Genomic DNA, 20,385 nt, shown 5'->3' with positions numbered 1-20,385 from the left:
ACGATTACTATATAAAATTAAATACGTGGTTTAACCGTATAGATTTCAAATTCTCACGATACCTCAATATATTGAATAAACCAACCCCTCAAAAAGATACTATACATATTCATTTCACAGTAGCATATTTAATTCTTTCGACATTAACACTTACATAACGGAGGTATAACATGACAAACACAAAGGACATGCACTATATACTCGTCCTATACGGCATTCTTTTAGGCTCTATAGTAGGAGCAACAGTCTGGCTATTTTTAGTTACAATAAATATCGGCATTCACTTTATTTGGGGATACTTACCTACAATCTTCTCTTCTCCCCCGTATTACACTATTTGTGTAACAACTATCGGTGGTATTCTCGTTGGTTTAACCCAAAAATACTTCGGCACATATCCACGTCTTATGCCGGAAGTAATGGGTGAATATAAAAAAACAGGTAGAATTGAATACCGTTTTGTACATAAAGCTACTTTAACTGCAATTATCGTTTTAATATTTGGTGCTAGCTTAGGTCCCGAAGCAGCACTTGTTGGAATTATCGGTGGACTTTGTACATGGGTAGGGGATCGCTTTACATTCGCCTTAAAAGGAATGAATGAACTAACAGAGATTGGAATTGGCGCTACTTTAAGTGTAATTTTTAACGCGCCGCTATTCGGTTATTTAGCTCCAAATGAAAATGAGGGTGACCAAATTAACGAATTTTCCAAAGGAAAAAAAGCAATTGTATATTTAGCTACTACTTTCGCTGGTTTTTCCATTTATTTATTACTTAGTAAATTCGATAATCGCGGATCCTTTATCGTTGATTTCGGAAAAGGTTCTCTTTCTCTTAATGAATGGATTGCCTTTCTCCCACTTGCCAGTATTGGTGCTATAGTTGGATTCTTTTATTTCAAATTAGAGTTCACATTAGAGAAATTAATCCATCCCTTAAAAGAATACAAACTATCACTTGGTATTATCGGTGGTATTTTATTAGGAATTACAGGAACTTTCCTCCCGTACACGTTATTTTCAGGAGAACACCAATTAAAAGATTTAGTCGTGGAATGGACCCACTTATCCTTCTGGGTATTACTTCTTTCAGGAGTTTTAAAATTATGTATTACTGCCGTTTGTTTAAATACAGGTTGGCGCGGTGGACACATTTTCCCAATTATATTTGCTGGATCTAGTATCGGATATGCTATAGCGTCCATTATCCCTATAGATCCAATTGCTTCGGTAGCCATCGTCACAACAGCAATTTCAAGCTATGCATTAAGAAAACCAATTGCAATAACATTACTATTACTCATGTTTTTCCCGCTCAATTTACTATTACCGATGCTTGGAGCGGCAGCGATTGGTAATGCATTTCCACTTCCTAAAAATAACGAAGCTACAAGCTAATAAAAATAGGCAGTAGGGACAAAACTTCCACTGCCTATTTTTATTACACACGTTGCTTCAATAGTGCGTATAAATCTTCAAAATTTCCCACTTCATATGTCGGCACAATCCCGCTATCATTTAATTTCTTTTCTGGATTAAACCAACAAGTATCAATTCCGGCTACATATCCACCTTTCATATCAGCACTTAACGAATCTCCAATAATGAGCCCTTCTTCAGGAGCAAAATTAGGAATTCGTTCGAAAACATAATCAAAATACTCTTTCATCGGCTTTTGGAATCCTGTATCTTCTGAAACAAAAATATCTTGAAACAAGGCGTGTAATCCTGCATTACGTAAACGTTTATCTTGCGTCTTAGAAATACCGTTTGTCACTATATATAAATCATACTCACTGTGAATTCGATTTATAAATTCAAACGCACCTTGCATAAGTTGGTCTCCTTCTTCTAAGTAGCTACGATAATTATTTTCGAATAATATCCCATCTACTTCTTCCCCGTATTCTTTAAACAAAATTGAAAACCGTGTATTTACGACTTCATCACGGTTTATTTTACCTTCTTCAAAAGCATCCCAAAGACTTTTATTAATTTTTTTATACCGCCCTTGCACCTCACTAGTTAGAGGGATACCGTTCTCTTCAAACAGCATACGTAATGCCATTTTCTCCGCCTTCTGAAAATCTAACAATGTATCATCTACATCAAATAGCAGTGTTTTATATTTTTTCATAAACCCCTCACACTCTCTTTTCTACAAAAATAAATTTACATAAATCGTATCATTCTTTCTTGTAAAAATAATAGGAGATATCTCATACTAAACAGGAGGTGAAAATATGAAAGTCAGCAAAAATAGCGAAGAAATCTCTCATTACGTGCAAACTTACAACTTCCATACTCTTTTTTCTTTTGATGTCTTACCATATGCTGAACTACATTCCTTTCAAAAGAAAGAAAGGATATGTAATGAAGGCGTTGATGTTCCTTATCTTTATTACTTAATTTCCGGGAAAGCGAAAATATATATGAGTCACAAAAATGGGAGGATTTCCTTAATTAACTTTATTAAAGCACCTTCGTTCATTGGGGAATTAGGGTTAATCGGCGTAGAATCCGTTACGAAAACGGTGGAAGTGATTGAAGATTGTATTTGCTTGGCGCTCCCTCTTAAAGATTGTCAGCATCTTTTATTGCAAGATGCTATCTTTCTACAGAAACTATGCAAATTTATCGGCGAAAAAACAATTACCCGAACAGAAAGTTACGCCAAAAATAATAGTTATCCGTTCGAAAATCGATTAGCAGCATTTATTCTATTAACAGAACAGAATAACAGTTATATAGAAAAGCATACCGAGGCTTCGGAATATTTAAATGTCAGCTACCGCCACCTCTTATATGTATTAAACCATTTTTGTCAGCAAAATTACTTAAAAAAAGACGGAAGAACCTATTACATACAAGATCGAATCCAATTAGAAAAACTGGCTGACGAACTTAAAATATAAAAAAAGCAGCATTAACGTTTATATGTTAATGCTGCTTTTTTCGAGTGACGATTCTATTTTCAATTAAAATTTGCTTGCTACTTTAGCTGCTTCTTCAAGACCCGTTGTAATGATCTCTTCTGCTTTATCTGGGAATTGATTATGCCCTTCAATAACTACTGTTTCCATGTTTTTTGCACCGAAGAAGCCCATCATACTTGCTACATATTTAACAGCCATTTCTACTTCAGCTGCTGGACCTTCAGAATATACGCCACCGCGCGCGTTTAATAATGCAATCTTCTTATCTCCAATTAGACCAACTGGACCTTCTGGCGTATATTTAAACGTTTTGCCAGCACGGTTTAAATAATCAATATATGTGTGCAATACTGCTGGGATTGTTAAGTTCCATAATGGGAAACCGAAAACGACTTTATCAGCTTCTAAAAATTGATTTAAATACTTATCAGCAACTGCTACTGCTTTTGCTTCCTCTTCAGTTAAATCAAATCCTTTACCTGCTTTGAATGTACCATTAATCATATCTACGCCTACATATGGTAATTCTTCTTTATATAAATCAAGTTCTACTACTGTATCATTTGGATGTGCTTCTTTATAGTTTGCTAAAAATGCCTCGTATAATTTCACACTAACTGCTTGTTCCGCTGGGCGGTTGTTTGCTTTTACAAATAAAACTGTTGCCATTGTTTTTCCTCCTAGTACTCACTCTTCTGTTGTTATATGCTTTCAAAAAAGGTATCCCTTGTAATTGTTGTTTTGTTGCTTACAAACATATTTTATCTTTATATCAAGACAATTTCGTCCTCACATAGACGTATTTTTCCATAAAAAAAGTCCACCTTCTAAAGGCGAACTAGGTCTTACGACTTTTGTCTTATACAATTCCGTTTTTCACTGCATATAATGCCGCTTGCGTGCGATCAGATAAATTCAACTTACTCAAAATACTACTTACATGAGCTTTTACCGTTTTTTCTGTAATAACTAAAACGGAAGCGATCTCTTTATTACTCATCCCTTTCGCTAATAGCTGCAACACTTCATTTTCTCTCGCTGTTAACACATCCACTTGAATAGAAGGTTCTTCTTCTTTTTCTTCCATAGGTAATGTTTGAGAGAGAAGAGCATTTGCTATATCCGGATGTAATTGAATATTACCTTTATATGCGCTTCGAATAGCTTCAACAAGCTGATCCGGTTCTACATCTTTTAAAATATAGCCGCTTGCTCCCGCCCTTAACGCTGGTAAAACATGCGCTTGATCAGAAAAGCTGGTTAATACAATTACTTTCACATTTGGATATTCTTTTTTGATGCACGCCGTCGCCTCGACACCATCCATTTCGGGCATATATAAATCCATTAGTACCACATCAGGATTTGTCTCCCCTACTTTCACTAATGCTTCTTTCCCGTTATTTGCTTCTCCAACTAACGCTAAATCCTCCTGTGTACTCAAGAAAAATGCTAACCCTTTTAAAACGACTGTATGATCATCAACTAACAATACTTTTATTTTCACAAACTTCCCTCATTTTCACATCATAATGGTACGTTTACTTTTACACTTGTTCTTTTCTTATCACTTACGATTTTAATTGTTCCACCAACTAATTCTACTCTTTCACGCATCGTAGTCATACCGAGTGATTTCTTCTCTTTTATATTCTTTTCTACAAAGCCGTTTCCTTGATCGACTATTTCTAATGATACATTCTTCTCCGTCACTTTGAAATAAATCGCCGCTTCTCTGACATTCGCATGTTTACTTACGTTATTTAACGCTTCTTGTCCAATTCGCCATAGTGCTTCCTCTACTACGCGCGGCAAATCTCGAACACCTGTAACTTGTTCCCGAATTTTCAATCCCAAACTTTCGCCATATTGCTTTAAAGCTGGTAATAATCCTTTCTCTAATCCCGCTGGACGTAGTTGCCAAATTAACGTCCTCATTTCTTTTAAAGCACCTTGCGATAACTCACGTATCTCATGCAAAGATTGATCTACCTTTTCATTTTTCCCCTTTAAGACAGCTTCGGCACCTTTCGTCATAAAGGTTAATGAAAATAACTTTTGTGAAACAGAATCATGCAAATCTCTAGCTAAACGATTACGTTCTTCCATTCGTACAAGTTCTCGGCGCTTTTCGTTTAACCTTAAGTTCTCTATCATTAAAGATATATGGTTTGCTAACGCCTGTACTACATCTATCGTATTTATATCAAATTCTCCATTATTCGAACTTACACTTAACACGCCAAATATATGATCTTGAATATGTATGGGAATGGCAATAACTGCACGATTAGGATGTACGATATTCCCAACCTGACTCTTTAACAGAACAGGTTCTTCCTTTTTCAGTGCTTCCTGTGCCGCTGACTTCAAATCCTCTTGCAACTCATCTATCTTATACGAAGCTCTTACAGCAAGTTCATTTTCTTCTCTAATAAAAAATACAACTTGCTCCCATAGAAATAACTTCCCTATTTGTTTTACAATCGCCTCAGGCAATGCATTAAATTTATGAATCGTCCTTAAAGCTTGAATAAAACGTTCTAACTTTACATAATAATGAGCCCTTCTCTTTTCATTCTCATACAATTTTGTACGTTTTAATGCTGTTCCAATTTGGAAAGCAACTGATTGTAATAACACTAATTCTTCTTCAGAAAAATACGTTTTACCTGGGCTAGCCACATTTAATACGCCAAATTCATCTCCCCCTGCTTTTAGCGGCACTGTAGCATGATGCACAATCCCTTCTGTATCTCCCCAGTTATATTCAATCGCATTATTAATTCTCTTACATTCAATAATATTAACGGCTTTCTCTAGTTTACCTTCCACAAATCGGTGTAAACACCAGCAATTTCCCTCACACATCGGTCGTTTATTTTCAAATCTCAATCCCTCTGGTAATTGATAATCAATTAATTTTGTATATCTACCATTTTCATCCGCAAGAAATATCCATCCTGTCGTTAAACCCGTTACATTCAATAGTTTTTCCAACACAGCTTGCAGCACATGATATGTATCATTTGAAGTGTTCAACGTCTCTGCAATCTCTTTTAATATAACTAATTCATTTGTACGATTCTCTTGAAACATAATTCGTCTCCTACATACAAGATTTTCAATAGCTCCTAAAATAAATCATCTACTTTTCACTTTGTACTTATTCGTAACATTGATATAATGGTGAAAACATAGTTTTCATTATATCACTTGAGGGGGCTTTCATAATGACATTAAATAAAGCACTTACTATCGCTGGTTCTGACACAAGTGGCGGTGCTGGTATACAAGCAGATTTAAAAACATTCCAGGAACTTGGTGTATACGGAATGACATCTCTTACGACAATCGTAACGATGGATCCACATAACGGTTGGGCACATAACGTATTCCCAATCCCGGCTTCTACATTAAAACCACAGTTAGAAACAACAATTGAAGGTGTTGGCGTAGATGCTTTAAAAACAGGTATGCTGGGATCAGTAGAAATTATTGAAATGGTTGCAGAAACAATCGAAAAACATAATTTCAAAAATGTAGTAGTTGATCCAGTTATGGTATGTAAAGGTGCTGATGAAGCATTACATCCTGAAACGAACGATTGCTTACGTGACGTTCTTGTTCCAAAGGCATTAGTTGTAACACCAAACTTATTTGAAGCTTACCAATTAAGTGGCGTAAAGATTAATTCTCTTGAAGACATGAAAGAAGCGGCGAAAAAAATCCACGCTTTAGGTGCGAAATACGTCCTAATTAAAGGCGGTAGCAAGCTTGGTACGGAAACTGCAATCGACGTCCTATATGATGGAGAAACATTCGATCTTTTAGAATCAGAAAAAATCGATACAACAAATACACACGGCGCAGGTTGTACATATTCTGCTGCAATTACAGCAGAACTTGCAAAAGGAAAACCTGTGAAAGAAGCAGTAAAAACTGCGAAAGAGTTTATTACAGCTGCTATCCGTTATTCATTCAAGATCAACGAATACGTAGGCCCAACACATCACGGTGCATATCGTAAATTCGTTGCATCAAAAGAACTTGTCTAATCTATAAATAAAAAAAACCACAGAGTTTATATATTCCCTCTCTGTGGGTTTTTTTATAAGATCTTCTGGTCATCTTATCTTTAAGATGCAGAACTAACTTGATTTCTACCATTTCTTTTGGAGTAATATAATGCATCATCAGCAGCTTGAATAAATTGCTCTGGTGATTCTTCATACACTGAAATACCTACTGAAACTGTAATTTTTATTTTTGTTCCATTTAACAATTGAAATGGATGGTTTTCAACAGCTGTGCGAACTTGTTCCCCTGTACGCATTCCATAAGCTAATCCCTTCTTTGGTATCAAAAGTGCGAACTCCTCTCCACCCTTTCGAAAGGCAAAGTCTGGAAACGGTGAAATTTCTCTTAAAATACATCCCATTTGTTTTAACACTTCGTCTCCTGCAGGATGCCCAAACGTATCATTTACACACTTAAAGTGATCAATATCTATAAGTAGTAAACAAAGTGAATCATTTTTCATACGCTTACTCCCAATATGACGATTCATTTCTAAATCAAACTGTCTTACGTTTCCTAAACCTGTCAGCGCATCTATCGTTGCATATTGCTTCATCGTTTGAAATAACCCATTGGATTGCAATACATAATTTGCGCTTATAAATGTGATATATGCTGCAACACCACTACAAACTACATATAATGATACGATAGACATATCCTTAAATAAAATAGAAAGTGGCACTACTAAAATAGATAAACTATATACATTAAACCAGATCCATCTTGTAAATATAGAAGCTTTCATCCGCCAAATAAAAACAACTCCAACACCTATTAATACAATACTATAGCAAGCCAATTCAGAGGCTAAAGAGTACTCGGTAAAAAATAATCGGGTAATTAAAATAATAGTAACTGTTATACTACTAGCTATCGGACCTCCGATTATAATTGCTAAAATAACAGCCAAATAACGTAGATCCAACATAATATCCTCAATATGTACACCAAAATGCATCAATAGTACACTTAATATTCCAGTAAGCATACCTACTACACATTTCTGCCAAAGAGAAAACTCTTCTTTTAACGGCCTATCTCTTAAAATCTGACCTCCAACAAAAATAAAGGAAAGAATAATTGTTGTGTTTACAAATAAATCCCTGAACATAAAATAATCTCCCTACTTTTCTATCTATCTCTTTCCTTATTTTATTGTATACGAGATACCTATAATTCCCAAAGCTTTTTATTTATTTTTTGCTGTTCCACGTGAAACAGCAAAAAATAAAAAGGGCGAAAATTCGCCCTTTTTATTAACAACACCGTGATATCTTCCCACCCTTTGCGTTAAACCTAGCTTCTTGCGCTTCTGCAAAAAACTGTTTTTGGCATAAAACTTCTTCCTCTGGATGATGCTTTTTCATATGCTCTACATATGTTTCATAGCTTGGTACCCCAACAAGTAAACTAATAAAGTGTTTTCTTTGTCCCCATACTTGTCGTAATCGTTTAAGCATAGTTCCTCGACTCACTTTCGTCTCTAGGTATATATGGTGCCTCTTTTAGCGGCATTGGCTTATTTCTTAATACTTGAATCCAAATTCGAATTGCAGAAATTAATACAGCAATTACAACTATCATAAAAATCCCGCAAAGCGCTGCATCAATATAATCATTGAAAATAATTTGCTTCATTTGAGCGACGTTTTTAGCTGGTGCTAACACTTTCCCCTCATCTAATGCTCCCTGAAACACCTTTGCATGAGATAGAAATCCTATTTTAGGATTTTCATGAAATAGCTTTTGATAACCCGCCGTCATCGTTACAATAAGCAATCCGACAGTTGGAATAAGTGTCACCCAAACATATGCCTTTTTCCCCATTTTGAACAAAATGGTCGTTCCAAGTAATAATGCAATACCTGCTAACATTTGGTTTGCAATACCGAAGAGTGGCCATAATGTATTAATTCCACCAAGCGGATCTACTACCCCTTGGTATAAGAAATAACCCCATCCTAATACACATAATGTTGTAGCTATTACATTCGCTAATGTAGAATCCGTTTTCCCAAATGGCTTATATACATGCCCTAAAATATCTTGAATCATAAATCGGCCTACACGCGTTCCAGCATCAATCGTTGTTAAAATGAATAGCGCTTCAAAGAGGATCGCAAAATGATACCAAAAGGCCATCATGGCCGTTCCACCTATTACTTGTGAGAAAATATATGCCATACCTATCGCTAACGTTGGTGCGCCACCTGTACGTGATAAAATCGTTTGCTCTCCAACGTTTACAGCGAGATCTTTTAGTTCATTTGGTGTAATAGCAAATCCCCATGAAGAAATAACTTGAGCTGCCTGCGAGACATCCGTACCGATAAGTGCTGCGGGACTATTAATCGCAAAATAAGTTCCTGGTGTTAATACACAAGCTGCAATCATCGCCATCGCCGCTACAAATGACTCCATTAACATTGCCCCATAACCGATCGGCTGTGCGTGTCCCTCTTGTTCAATCATTTTTGGTGTCGTGCCTGATGAAACGAGAGCATGGAATCCAGACACCGCACCACAAGCAATTGTAATAAATAAGAATGGGAATAAGTTTCCAGAGAAAACAGGACCTGTTCCATCGATAAATTTCGAAACTGCTGGCATTTGTAAATCTGGTGCTACAATTAAAATACCTATTGCTAATCCAACAATTGTTCCGACTTTTAAAAATGTGCTTAAATAATCACGTGGTGCTAATAGCATCCAAACTGGTAATGCCGATGCGATAAATCCATATACAATAAGCATAATAGCAATCGTTTCACCACTAAACGTGAACATACTTGCAAGCGTTGGATGTTCTGCCACATACTGTCCTCCAATAAGAGACAGTATAAGTAGAATAATTCCGATTACTGATCCTTCACCAACCCGGCCAGGCCTAATGTAGCGCATGTACACTCCCATTAAAATAGCGATAGGAATTGTTGCTGCTATCGTAAACATTCCCCAAGGACTTCCTACAAGTGCCTTTACTACTACTAATGCTAATACCGCTAATAAAATAATCATAATGCCTAAAATACCTATCATTGCAATAAGCCCTGTAACAGGACCAATCTCATCTTTAATCATTTCCCCTAAAGATTTACCATTCCGTCTCATTGAAGCAAATAAAATTACAAAATCTTGCACAGCCCCAGCGACAACTACCCCAACAATAATCCATATTGTCCCTGGTAAATACCCCATTTGTGCCGCCAAAATCGGTCCTACTAAAGGGCCTGCCCCAGCAATAGCTGCAAAATGATGTCCAAATAATACCCACTTATTTGTCGGAACATAATCTTTTCCATCGTTTAATGTATGGGCTGGCGTTTGCCGATTATTATCTAAACCGAATACCTTTCTCGCTATAAATCTACTATAAAAGCGATAAGCAACTGCATACACACATACCGCAGCTACTAAGAGCCACACGGCATTAATAGTTTCACCTTGTGATAAAGCTATTACACCAAAAGCACCTGCTCCTACTGCTGCAATAACTCCCCAAAGTAAAATCGACTTCAATGTTTTCACATACAATCCCCCCAATACTATTGCTTAGTGGGATTGTACTAAATTTTCTGAATATTTAATTTGAATCCTCCCTATCATGAAGGATTTTTAGTTTATCATGTTAAAAATTTCGCATTATCTGCTATAATTCAATTTTATTTCGAAGTCGTTTCACGTAATTACGACTAACTGGAATCGGTTGCTCATCATATTTATCTAAATACAGATTATATGTGCCATTATAATAAGGTTTTAGTTCTTGTACATATGACATATTAATTAAATAACTTTTATGTACGCGTAAAAAATCATATGTATTTAACTTATTTTCCAGCTCCTGAAGTGTATATGTTGAAATATACTGATTATTCGTTGTATAAATTGAAACCGTTTTGTTTTCCTTATTTTTGCTTATATATACAATATCTTCAGGGAAAATATATCTAATCCCCTCTTGACCTTCTATCGGTAGTTTTCGCAAATAACTCTTTGCTTTCTCGCCTTGCTCTTTACACATTCTATATAAAAGGAATTGCAAATCTTCCTCACGAAATGGGCGTAGTAAATAATAGAATGCTTGAAAACGAAATGCCGTAATCGACTCTTCTATATCTTCACCCATAAAAATCAATTTCGTATAACAATTTACTTCCCGTAATAAACTCGCATATTCAAAACCAGTTCCATCTAGTAATTTTGAATTCAAGAAAACAAAATCTGGTGTATGCTTTTTCATGATAAATAATGATTCTGTTCCTGTATTCGCTTCAAAACATTCTACATTCTTTATATTTTCAGTGAATTTTTCAGCTAAACTTCTTCGCTCATCTACTTCTTCCATGATCAGTAAAATTTTCATTTCTTCAACCACCTAATTCTTTTGTCCATATGTCCTGTTGTATACATTCGCTTTTATAAGAAACATTCCCTTTTTCTTACTATACCATTATTTATCTAAAAAAACAGAAAAAAGGAAACCACGACGGTTCCCCCTGCCCTTTTATTCCATTATTTGTAGGTAGTAAAACTCGCTGAATGCGAAGAAATGCAGGCGGAGTTTTACTGCCCCAAAAACACAATTGGTGCTGGCTAATAATCAGTGATAGATAAACCCCTCACCCTATACTAATTCTCGCTGCTTCGTTTCTTGCCCAAGTACAATTACAGCAACTACGCCAATTAAAATTGATCCACAGAAAATCGTAAATATTAGTGATAAAGAAGCCTGTGAAGCAACTAAATATCCTACTAATAGCGGCCCAAGAATACCACCAATACGACCGAATGCCGCTGCCATCCCTGCACCTGTACCACGAATAGCCGTTGGATACTGTTCCGGTGTATAAGCATATAATGCACCCCAAGCACCTAAATTAAAGAAGGATAGTAACATGCCTGCTATAATTAATACTGTTAATGACTCCGCCACACCAAACAAATAAGCACTACACGCTGTACCGATTAAATACGTAACTAAAACAAACTTACGACCAAGTCGTTCAATAAACCAAGCGGCCGTGAAATATCCTGGCAATTGAGCTAACGTCATAATAAGTACGTACTGGAAACTTTTTATTAAACTAAATCCTTTTAATACCATTACACTAGGTAACCAAAGGAACATTCCATAATAGGAAAAGACAACACAAAACCATAGAATCCATAACATAATTGTGGCCTTACGATATTCCCCAGACCAAACTGACTTTATATTTTCAATAATGGACGGCCTTTTTTCAACCTTTTGGAATCTCGGAGAATCTGGTAAATTCCATCTTAAATATAAAGCATATAGTGCCGGAACCGCGCTCAATACCATTGCAACTTCCCAACCATATTTCGGAATTACAAAATACGAGATAAGAGCTGCAATTAGCCATCCACCTGCCCAAAAGCTTTCTAATAGCACAACTATTTTGCCGCGTTCATGTGCTTCAACGCTCTCTGATACTAATGTAGAAGCAACTGGAAGCTCTCCACCAAGCCCCATACCAATTAAAAATCGTAACACAAGGAACATCGCAAGTGTCGTCGTTAAAGCAGTCAAACCACTACCGATAGAAAATAGTAATAATGTAATAATAAAGACTGATTTCCGCCCTATTTTATCTGATAGTATTCCAAAAACGAGCGCTCCGACTGCCATACCAATTGAATTAATGCTGCCTATCCAGCCCATTTCCTGTGTACTTAATCCCCAATCTTTTTGCAATGCTACCATTACAAATGAAAGCATTCCAACATCCATTGCATCAAATAACCACCCAAGCCCTGCTATACCAAGTAGCTTTCGCTTCGAAATTTCTTTCACCTTGCCCATAAGAAGTCCTCCTTACACAGCTGTCTTTACACATCATTTTACATGTGTGAATTGTATAAGTAAAATACTTTCGTTCAAAAAATTCTCCTTCATCATTCCCCAAAAGTAAAATACTTATCACACTATTTGAGGGCTGTAAGACTTCCACCTCAAAATTCAGCTGAAGCAAAGAGGTTAAATTGAAGACCAACTGCCATTAAACGTCCGATTAGTGAGAACTAACAATCAGTGGCGGATGAACAAAACCTCTCTTTATTAAAAATGGCCAAATAAAAAAGTAGCGATATTCCGCTACTTTTTCGAACGCATTACTTCTTTTAAAAATTCCGCTAATACTAACTGACGACGCCAGCGCGTTGGGTTACTACATAATCTATAAAACCACTCTAAGTTAATCGTTTGAATCCATTTCGGTGCACGTTTTACCTCTCCAGCCCATACGTCTAAACTTCCGCCCACTCCAACAGCCATCTTCGTTTCTAAACGATGCTTATTAGTTTGGATAAAGTTTTCTTGTCTCGGAAAACCCAGTGCGACAAGTAATAAATCTGGTTTTGCTTCTTGAATACGAGAAACGATATTCTCTTCTTCTTCTTGTTTAAAATACCCATCTTGTATACCCACAATAGATACAGCTGAATACGTCTTCGTTAAATGATCTGCTGCAGCTTGTACAACATGCGGTTTTGCACCAAGTAAGAAAACAGATACAGGTTTATTCTCCTCTGATAACTTGGCAAATAAATTACACATTAAATCAAAACCTGCTACACGTTCCTTTACAGGTGTACCTAACATACCACTTGCTTTTACAACTCCAATACCATCAGGTGTAATTAAATCTGTATTTAATAATGTTTTATGGAATGCCTCATCCTTTTTTGCACACATAACAATTTCAGGATTCGCTGTTACGACCTGAAAAGTATGAGTTCGCTCCAATTCTAGTTGTCCCTTCAAATATTGAATCGTTTCATCCATTGTCATTGTAGAAAAGGGAACACCTAGAATATCAACCGTTTTTACTTCCATGATTAACTATCCTCTCTATTTCAGTAAAAGTTTTTTATATGCATTATAAGTATCTTCATACAAATTCTTTAGCGAAAAATGAGTAGATGCGTGATTATATAAACGATTTCCCATCGCTTCTAATTCACCATTCAACCATTTCTCATAAGCATTTTCTAACGCGTTTGCTAACGAATCTGCATCACCAATCGGTACAATCCATCCATACGTATCATCAACTATTAACTTTTTCATATCACCTACATTTGTTGCAATAGATGTTAAGCGCTGGTTAGCCGCTTCTAATAAAACAAGAGGGAAGCTTTCGCTATAAGAGGTTAACAAATTAATGTGTGCAGATGCATATAATTCTTTTGAATCTGTACGAAAACCTAGAAACATCACCTTATCCTCTAAGCCCTTTTGTTTCACCATCTCTTTTAATTCTGCTTCTATAGGACCATCACCAAGCAAAAGCACCTTTATATTTGGAATCTTAATTTTTTGTAATGCTTCAAATAAAATATCATGACCTTTAACAGGATGAAGACGCGCTACTTGAATGGCTGTAAATACTCCTTCATCGATGCCAAATTCACTCTTATCATAAGGTTTTGCTGGAGTACTATCATACTCAATTCCATTATAAACCGTACAAATTTTCTCTTCTGGTACACCTAGTTTTATTATGTTTCTCTTAAAGTTTTCCGTAATTGCAAAGAATAAATCTACCTTCCTGAAAGAACGTAAATTTAACTTTGTAAATACCCATCCTTTTAATCCCCTCTTCATAAAATCCAAAGTTGGATCACTGTGGACAGTCATTATCCATTTCGCTTTTATACCTTTTTTCAAGAGGGAGAGATAGAAATTTGCTCGTGCGCCATGTGTATGCACAATGTCAAATTGATTTTCATTAATAAATGCTTTTATTTTTGAAAGAATTGATAGGTCGTACCGAGATGATTGGGTAAAAACATGCACTTGAATACCAAGGTTTCTCGCCTCTCTAGCAATCGCACCTTCTTCAAATACCATTAATTCCACTTCTTCCTTTGAAAATTGAGATAAAAGTGAAATAATATGTGTTTTTCCCCCACCTTCTTCTGCACCAGCATTCATATGCAACACTTTCATTTCTTACATCCCCCATTTTTTCTTTTTATTTACTATAACAAAATAAAAGCTAACATATGCTAGCTTTTATTTTTCTATCATTCAATTTCCAAGTCAACTATTAAATATGCCATGATTAATACTAAGTAGAAACTCACTCCAGGTGCAATTAAAATATGACCAGCCATAAATGAGATACCTAATCCTAGAAGTATCGCTGCAATCACCATTGCATATTTCACTGTGAAGATTTGTTTAAATTTAGTAAATATACATGCAATAAATTTAATACCGAAGTATAAGAATGGAATTACAAGTAAAACGAACCCTATGATTCCGAAAGAATAGAACCAATCGTGGAAGTCACGTTCAATTAATTTCGGCTGTTCTTTATAGTTACCAGCATAACCCATCCCTAATAATTTTTGAGACATTGGGGCTTCATTATAGAAATCTTTATACATCTGTTCAAATAATTGACGCCCACTAAAAATAAGAGCTTGCGTTTCTTCTTTTTTCTCTGCTACTTTTTCTTTTGCTTTCTCTTTCTCTTTTTCTTGCTCTGTCACAGGAGGTTTGTGCTCTTTAGCTTCCTCCTTCTTTTTCTCTTCCTTTTTCGCACTCTGTTCTTGTTCAATTAATTGGAAATGGAATCCCATATTTTTCATAAATGGTGAAAAAGGTGTATATGCCAATATGCCTACTAATACAGTTATTGCAAGGAAACCATTTAATAAATAGGCATGTTTCTTTCCATCTTTACGCTGTGTAAATGCTTGAATAAAGCACATAACAACTGCGATAGCCATTGATCCAAAGATTGCTCCTACGCCAACCTTTGTCCCAATTGCAAATAATGAATAAACAACTAAAATGGAAGGAATCCAATAGTACGCTTTACCTATACTTTTTGTTTTTTCAATTGAATACAAAATAACAATTGGACACATGATGGCTAAAATAGATCCTAGCTCGTTACCTGCATAAAACCAGCCGCGTGATCCTAACTTTACCCATTCATAACTATTATAATCTGTTCCAGTAGTAATCGAAGCTACCATGACTACCCCTATAATTAGCGATGCATACGTAATATAGTCACGCATTTTTGAATTTGAATGGCTTTTTTCTTTTAAAGACTTAAATACAAACACATAACAAGTAAGCATAACAAACGGATATAATGCTTTTGCTATAAATTTAATTTCCTCTGAAAGTACCATAGGATCTTTTGTAAGTTTATTATTTACCAATCCGATGGTGAAGACTATTCCTACTAAAATTATATACAATATATATTTTATATTTCCTTGTTTCTTCGTTTGAATTAAAATATATATTCCGCTTAGGAACATAACGAATAAGCGTGTAATAACTCCAATGGTCGTATCAATTTTTAAAACCATTATACAGAATGCCGTGAGCAAATCTAAAATTGGTTGCAACAAAATAAAGATTAATAGGAAATTTTCAAATTTATTACTTTTACTATTTTCGCTTAACATCTAGAACCTCCATAACTATTACCTAATTTCAATCTATACTGTTAATATTTTTTCTTATCTCAAATATTTATTATAACATATATTTTTTAATTAAACGTCTCACATTTCTCCCCAACCTTACCTTATAGAAAAAAGCACATTTGCATTTTCAAGCGCTTTCTTTCCTCATTTTTTCTTTTTTTCTACATGTAAAGAAAATGCATTGTTATTTACATAACTTTAGTGTATATTTTTTCTCTGGAACATCTTTAGGAGGAAGGGATTACAGCAATGTTATTAATCGACATATTTACGTTTCTTGGCATTATCGCCGCTGCTATTTCTGGTACATTAGTTGGTTTAAAAAAAGATTTAGATTTATTCGGTGTCCTTTGTTTAGCTGTAGCTACAGCGCTCGGCGGCGGTATTATTCGTGATATTATGATCGGTAACCTGCCTCCTGTCGCATTTGTTAAACCCATTTACTTTTTCGTAAGTGTATTATCAGCATTATTTACTTGTATGTTTTTTGAGCGTATCAATAAACTGCAAGTCGTCATTATGCTTTCTGATGCTGTTGGCTTAGGTGTTTTTACAGCTATTGGTGCAAATGCGGCAATGTCACATCATGTTGACGCCTCATTTTTAGTTGTTTCAATGGGAGTCATTACAGGTATTGGCGGCGGTATTTTGCGTGACATTTGTGCTCAAGATATCCCCTACGTATTCCGAAAAGAGATTTACGCAATCGCTTCTATTTTAGGAGCAATTAGTTTCCTAATCACATATGCAATGGGGGCACACGTATTAGCCTTCTATGTCTGTTTATTAGTAACATTCATTATTCGTGTTGTCACTGTAATATATAATGTACATTTCCCAGTTTTCTTTAAAACACATGCTAAAATTAATAAAGGCCATTAAGAGAATTCTGCATAGAATTCTCTTAATTTATATACTATTCTACACACTAATATAGAGTAATTGTATATAAAAATATATAATTATATTAGAACTAAAAAATGAAAACGCTTTATACACAGGGGGAAGAACGATGCTTGGGGTTTTTAAAAAACATACAAATAAAACAAACGCCAGTATACTTGAATTAAGTAAGGATCAACAAATCACTTTTAACGTGCCTACTAATTCTGAACTAAAAATTCAAATGGATATGCTGCATATTTCAAAAGAAGATTTACAAATCGTAAAGGTACTACAGCCCTTTATTTATGAAGAAATTGATTGGATTACGGAAAAATTCTATGCAAATATTACAAAGCAGCCTAATTTAACTACTATTATTGAACGTTATAGCTCTATTCCAAAACTAAAGCAAACTTTAAAAACACATATAAAAGAGTTATTCAGCGGAGATATGCATGAAGATTTTATTGAACAACGCGTTAGAATTGCCAAAAGACATGTACAAATTGGTTTACATAGAAAATGGTATACAGCCGCTTATCAAGAATTATTCCGCTCTATCATGAAGATTTTGCAAACAAAAATTACAACAATTGATGATTTCTCTTATTCTATAAACGTAATAAACAAATTGTTCACACTTGAACAAGAACTCGTTATTGCAGCTTATGAATCTGAATATGAAAGAATACAAAAAGAGCATGAAAAAGAAAAAGAACTAACAACTATGACCATTACACATATTGCAACAGAATTAGCATCTGTATCTGAAAAAACGAGCGCTTCTATTCAACAGTTAACCACTAAATCTGAAACTATTGTAGAAATTGCCAAAACAGGTACATCATTAGCTACAACATCAGAAGAAAAAGCGAATAAAGGGAAAGAACAATTAAATCAGCAAAATAAACGAATGGAATACATTCAAACAAACATGGAAACGATTATTACAGATACTCATGAACTTCTCGACATTTCTAACAAAATTAACGAGATTATAGATATTGTCAAATCAATTGCAGAGCAAACAAATTTGCTCGCACTAAACGCTGCAATTGAATCTGCGCGTGCTGGGGAATTTGGCAAAGGTTTTTCTGTTGTAGCTGGAGAGATTCGAAAGTTATCGGAGCAAACGAAAGAATCTATATTCAACGTTACGAAGCTCGTTGAAAAAACAAATGAACAAATTATTCGTGTCTCTTCTTCAGTGAAACAGATTAGCTCCCTCGTATCTGAAGGAACGGATAGTATGTCTGCAACAGATCAATACTTCCAAGAGATTGTAAAAGACATGTCTAACTCGAAAGAACAGAATAAAAAAATTGAAAATGAGCTAGAAACCATTTCACAAGTAATGAAAGGAATTCAAGACGATTCCTCAAAAATGGCTCTAACAGCTGATAGTTTACAACTAGAACTGAATCGATAGGGTGAAGCTTATGTCAGTAGAGGTTCTTCATCTCTGCTGACTCTTATTCCTCATCTTCCATTCATACAAAAAAGAATCCAAACTGGATTCTTTTTATTTTCTGAAGAATATTTTTTGACAATACACATAACTCATATAAACACCAAAGCTTTGTAAAATAAACAAAGCTGGCACCATAAGGTTGTAATATGCCATATCTACTTGGAAGAGCCTTAACAATACGTATCCGCTAATTAACAAAACGAACAACATATACCCTTCGTTTTGTTGTTTCTTAATAAGAAAGTGTAATAAAGCTATAGACATAAATAACGTTACCGCTATATATATAAGTTTTTCACATTTAAATAGAATAGAATGTATTCCCTCACCTGAGAATTGATTAATTACTGGCTTTAAAAGTTTAAATCTTTCTTCTTCAATCTCTTTTAGCCTTTGATCAATATGCTCTGTTACGCTTTGGTTCTTTGTTATTTTTTCCTCATTTTTACTTTTTCCAATTAAAACAGATTGTACATATGTCTCATTTGAAATTGTATATTGTGACATTCCCATCGTTTGAATTCCATAACTCACACCAAAATGGGCACTATAAAATAGAATAAGTATCCCTATCATCTTTAATAGTACTTTTTGCTTCATTGCTGATTGAAAGAATTCAATTAACAACACATATACAGCAATAAAAATAGGAAGAAATAATCCCATTGGGAAAATCATATTACTGCATGCAAATAAAATTGCTGAAAGTACCCACATATAAGGATGATCTAAACCTTTATATAAAAGTATGTAGCAAGCCAAATAAAATAAAAATATCGCGAGCGATTCTGATGTTAATAAGGAACTCATAAATATATTCGGAATATATAAAGCGTAAAATACAGACGCAATACGGCCGCATTCTTCTCCAAAAACCATTGCTGCAATACGATAAATGAAAAATGCAGTCCCTGTGCAAAATAAAATATTAAATAACTGCAATGCGAATACTGTATCACCAAATACACGAATAATAATTGATTCATAAATAATAAAAGGTAACTGCGCTATGTTCTCTACGTTATTACCGATTGCAATCTGCTTTGCAGACTCAAACATAGCTTTCATATCGCCAATTATCGGAACATCTACAAATAGAACCATGCTAAGTCTCACAATTATAGATGTACTTATAAGGAAAACAAGAAATTGTTTATCTGTAAAACGATACTGTAAAATCGATGCCACTAACAGCATGAGAATAACAAAAATAACCAATACGATTGTTACACTTGTTGTACTGTCGCCAAAAAATTGTTTACTTGTTTCAAACGCTGACCAACAACTATAAACAAAAAATGCGAGCATCGCACCAATCATTATTTTACTGAAAAAAGACGAAAAATTTGTTTGTATATGATTCATATGTCCATTGCACCTCTATTTCCATTCATAACAAAACGATTCTATCATGAATAGGTACACAGCTGATAGGGAATTTCTATGACAAATACAGGGTCCTGATTTTTTCACTTGCAATGTAAGCGAATCCTCTTTTACACTACACTTTATATAGTAATAAATTTTC

Annotated in this window: 18 protein-coding genes and 1 pseudogene; 6 read left to right on the top strand and 13 right to left on the bottom strand. The window is 34.9% G+C overall.

Annotated elements, in window-relative coordinates; all coding sequences use genetic code 11:
* Positions 1 to 170 precede the first annotated feature (170 nt).
* Positions 171 to 1,400, top strand: a complete 1,230-nt coding sequence (locus AABL52_RS00500) for a chloride channel protein (protein ID WP_120451054.1) — start codon at positions 171 to 173, stop codon at positions 1,398 to 1,400.
* A gap of 43 nt (positions 1,401 to 1,443) precedes the next feature.
* Here AABL52_RS00500 and AABL52_RS00495 read toward each other — a convergent pair whose 3' ends face one another.
* On the bottom strand, positions 1,444 to 2,139 hold the full coding sequence (locus AABL52_RS00495) for a YjjG family noncanonical pyrimidine nucleotidase (protein ID WP_120451055.1): 696 nt from the start codon (positions 2,137 to 2,139) through the stop codon (positions 1,444 to 1,446).
* 106 nt (positions 2,140 to 2,245) lie between these two features.
* Here AABL52_RS00495 and AABL52_RS00490 point away from each other — a divergent pair, with 106 nt between their 5' ends.
* Positions 2,246 to 2,917 (top strand): transcriptional regulator YeiL, encoded by a 672-nt coding sequence (locus AABL52_RS00490; protein WP_341518739.1) that lies wholly within the window; start codon positions 2,246 to 2,248, stop codon positions 2,915 to 2,917.
* Between the two features lie 63 nt (positions 2,918 to 2,980).
* Here AABL52_RS00490 and AABL52_RS00485 read toward each other — a convergent pair whose 3' ends face one another.
* From AABL52_RS00485 to AABL52_RS00475, 3 genes are all read right to left on the bottom strand, one after another.
* A complete protein-coding gene (locus AABL52_RS00485; protein ID WP_341518738.1) occupies positions 2,981 to 3,607 on the bottom strand; it encodes an FMN-dependent NADH-azoreductase in 627 nt (208 codons plus the stop codon).
* 190 nt (positions 3,608 to 3,797) lie between these two features.
* Positions 3,798 to 4,445 (bottom strand): response regulator, encoded by a 648-nt coding sequence (locus AABL52_RS00480; protein WP_061680080.1) that lies wholly within the window; start codon positions 4,443 to 4,445, stop codon positions 3,798 to 3,800.
* Between the two features lie 20 nt (positions 4,446 to 4,465).
* Positions 4,466 to 6,037 carry a GAF domain-containing sensor histidine kinase gene (locus AABL52_RS00475; protein ID WP_341518737.1) on the bottom strand — a complete coding sequence of 524 codons (1,572 nt, stop codon included), beginning with the start codon at positions 6,035 to 6,037 and terminating at the stop codon, positions 4,466 to 4,468.
* 134 nt (positions 6,038 to 6,171) lie between these two features.
* On the opposite strand from AABL52_RS00475, the gene pdxK reads away from it, so the two are divergent.
* A complete protein-coding gene (gene pdxK / locus AABL52_RS00470; protein WP_000174251.1) occupies positions 6,172 to 6,996 on the top strand; it encodes a pyridoxine/pyridoxal/pyridoxamine kinase in 825 nt (274 codons plus the stop codon).
* An 80-nt stretch (positions 6,997 to 7,076) separates the two neighbouring features.
* On the opposite strand, the gene AABL52_RS00465 is transcribed toward pdxK, so the two are convergent.
* From AABL52_RS00465 to AABL52_RS00430, 8 genes are all read right to left on the bottom strand, one after another.
* Positions 7,077 to 8,132, bottom strand: a complete 1,056-nt coding sequence (locus AABL52_RS00465) for a GGDEF domain-containing protein (RefSeq protein WP_341518736.1) — start codon at positions 8,130 to 8,132, stop codon at positions 7,077 to 7,079.
* Between the two features lie 145 nt (positions 8,133 to 8,277).
* Positions 8,278 to 8,481, bottom strand: a complete 204-nt coding sequence (locus AABL52_RS00460; RefSeq protein ID WP_000919823.1) for a YbdD/YjiX family protein — start codon at positions 8,479 to 8,481, stop codon at positions 8,278 to 8,280.
* Positions 8,474 to 10,549, bottom strand: coding sequence for a carbon starvation protein CstA (cstA, locus tag AABL52_RS00455; protein ID WP_000854301.1), 2,076 nt, complete (start codon positions 10,547 to 10,549; stop codon positions 8,474 to 8,476). The genes AABL52_RS00460 and cstA overlap by 8 nt, the downstream gene beginning before the upstream one ends.
* Before the next feature lie 121 nt (positions 10,550 to 10,670).
* Positions 10,671 to 11,387, bottom strand: coding sequence for a LytR/AlgR family response regulator transcription factor (locus AABL52_RS00450; protein WP_000698277.1), 717 nt, complete (start codon positions 11,385 to 11,387; stop codon positions 10,671 to 10,673).
* A 261-nt stretch (positions 11,388 to 11,648) separates the two neighbouring features.
* On the bottom strand, positions 11,649 to 12,848 hold the full coding sequence (locus tag AABL52_RS00445) for an MFS transporter (RefSeq protein ID WP_000521100.1): 1,200 nt from the start codon (positions 12,846 to 12,848) through the stop codon (positions 11,649 to 11,651).
* Between the two features lie 291 nt (positions 12,849 to 13,139).
* Positions 13,140 to 13,880 carry a WecB/TagA/CpsF family glycosyltransferase gene (locus AABL52_RS00440; RefSeq protein WP_097845612.1) on the bottom strand — a complete coding sequence of 247 codons (741 nt, stop codon included), beginning with the start codon at positions 13,878 to 13,880 and terminating at the stop codon, positions 13,140 to 13,142.
* A 15-nt stretch (positions 13,881 to 13,895) separates the two neighbouring features.
* On the bottom strand, positions 13,896 to 14,996 hold the full coding sequence (locus tag AABL52_RS00435) for a glycosyltransferase family 4 protein (RefSeq protein WP_000865950.1): 1,101 nt from the start codon (positions 14,994 to 14,996) through the stop codon (positions 13,896 to 13,898).
* A gap of 77 nt (positions 14,997 to 15,073) precedes the next feature.
* Positions 15,074 to 16,480, bottom strand: a complete 1,407-nt coding sequence (locus AABL52_RS00430) for an O-antigen ligase family protein (RefSeq protein WP_000947788.1) — start codon at positions 16,478 to 16,480, stop codon at positions 15,074 to 15,076.
* 270 nt (positions 16,481 to 16,750) lie between these two features.
* Here AABL52_RS00430 and AABL52_RS00425 point away from each other — a divergent pair, with 270 nt between their 5' ends.
* The 3 genes and pseudogenes from AABL52_RS00425 (at position 16,751) to AABL52_RS27075 (ending at position 18,815) form a co-directional block, all read left to right on the top strand.
* The gene (locus tag AABL52_RS00425) at positions 16,751 to 17,383 is read left to right on the top strand and encodes a trimeric intracellular cation channel family protein (protein ID WP_000924376.1); all 633 of its coding nucleotides are present in this window, start codon (positions 16,751 to 16,753) and stop codon (positions 17,381 to 17,383) included.
* 130 nt (positions 17,384 to 17,513) lie between these two features.
* Positions 17,514 to 18,011: pseudogene (locus AABL52_RS27080) on the top strand (protoglobin family protein); the annotation flags it as partial.
* Between the two features lie 102 nt (positions 18,012 to 18,113).
* Positions 18,114 to 18,815 (top strand): methyl-accepting chemotaxis protein, encoded by a 702-nt coding sequence (locus tag AABL52_RS27075; protein WP_406517116.1) that lies wholly within the window; start codon positions 18,114 to 18,116, stop codon positions 18,813 to 18,815.
* 93 nt (positions 18,816 to 18,908) lie between these two features.
* On the opposite strand, the gene AABL52_RS00415 is transcribed toward AABL52_RS27075, so the two are convergent.
* Entirely contained in the window at positions 18,909 to 20,222 is a 1,314-nt protein-coding gene (locus AABL52_RS00415) for an ArnT family glycosyltransferase (RefSeq protein ID WP_097845614.1), read from the bottom strand.
* Between the last annotated feature and the right edge of the window lie 163 nt (positions 20,223 to 20,385).

This window comes from Bacillus paramobilis (assembly GCF_038096195.1).
GTDB classification, from domain to species: domain Bacteria; phylum Bacillota; class Bacilli; order Bacillales; family Bacillaceae_G; genus Bacillus_A; species Bacillus_A mobilis.
Note: the sequence above shows the minus strand (reverse complement) of the source record. Positions and strands in the feature narration are given on the sequence as shown.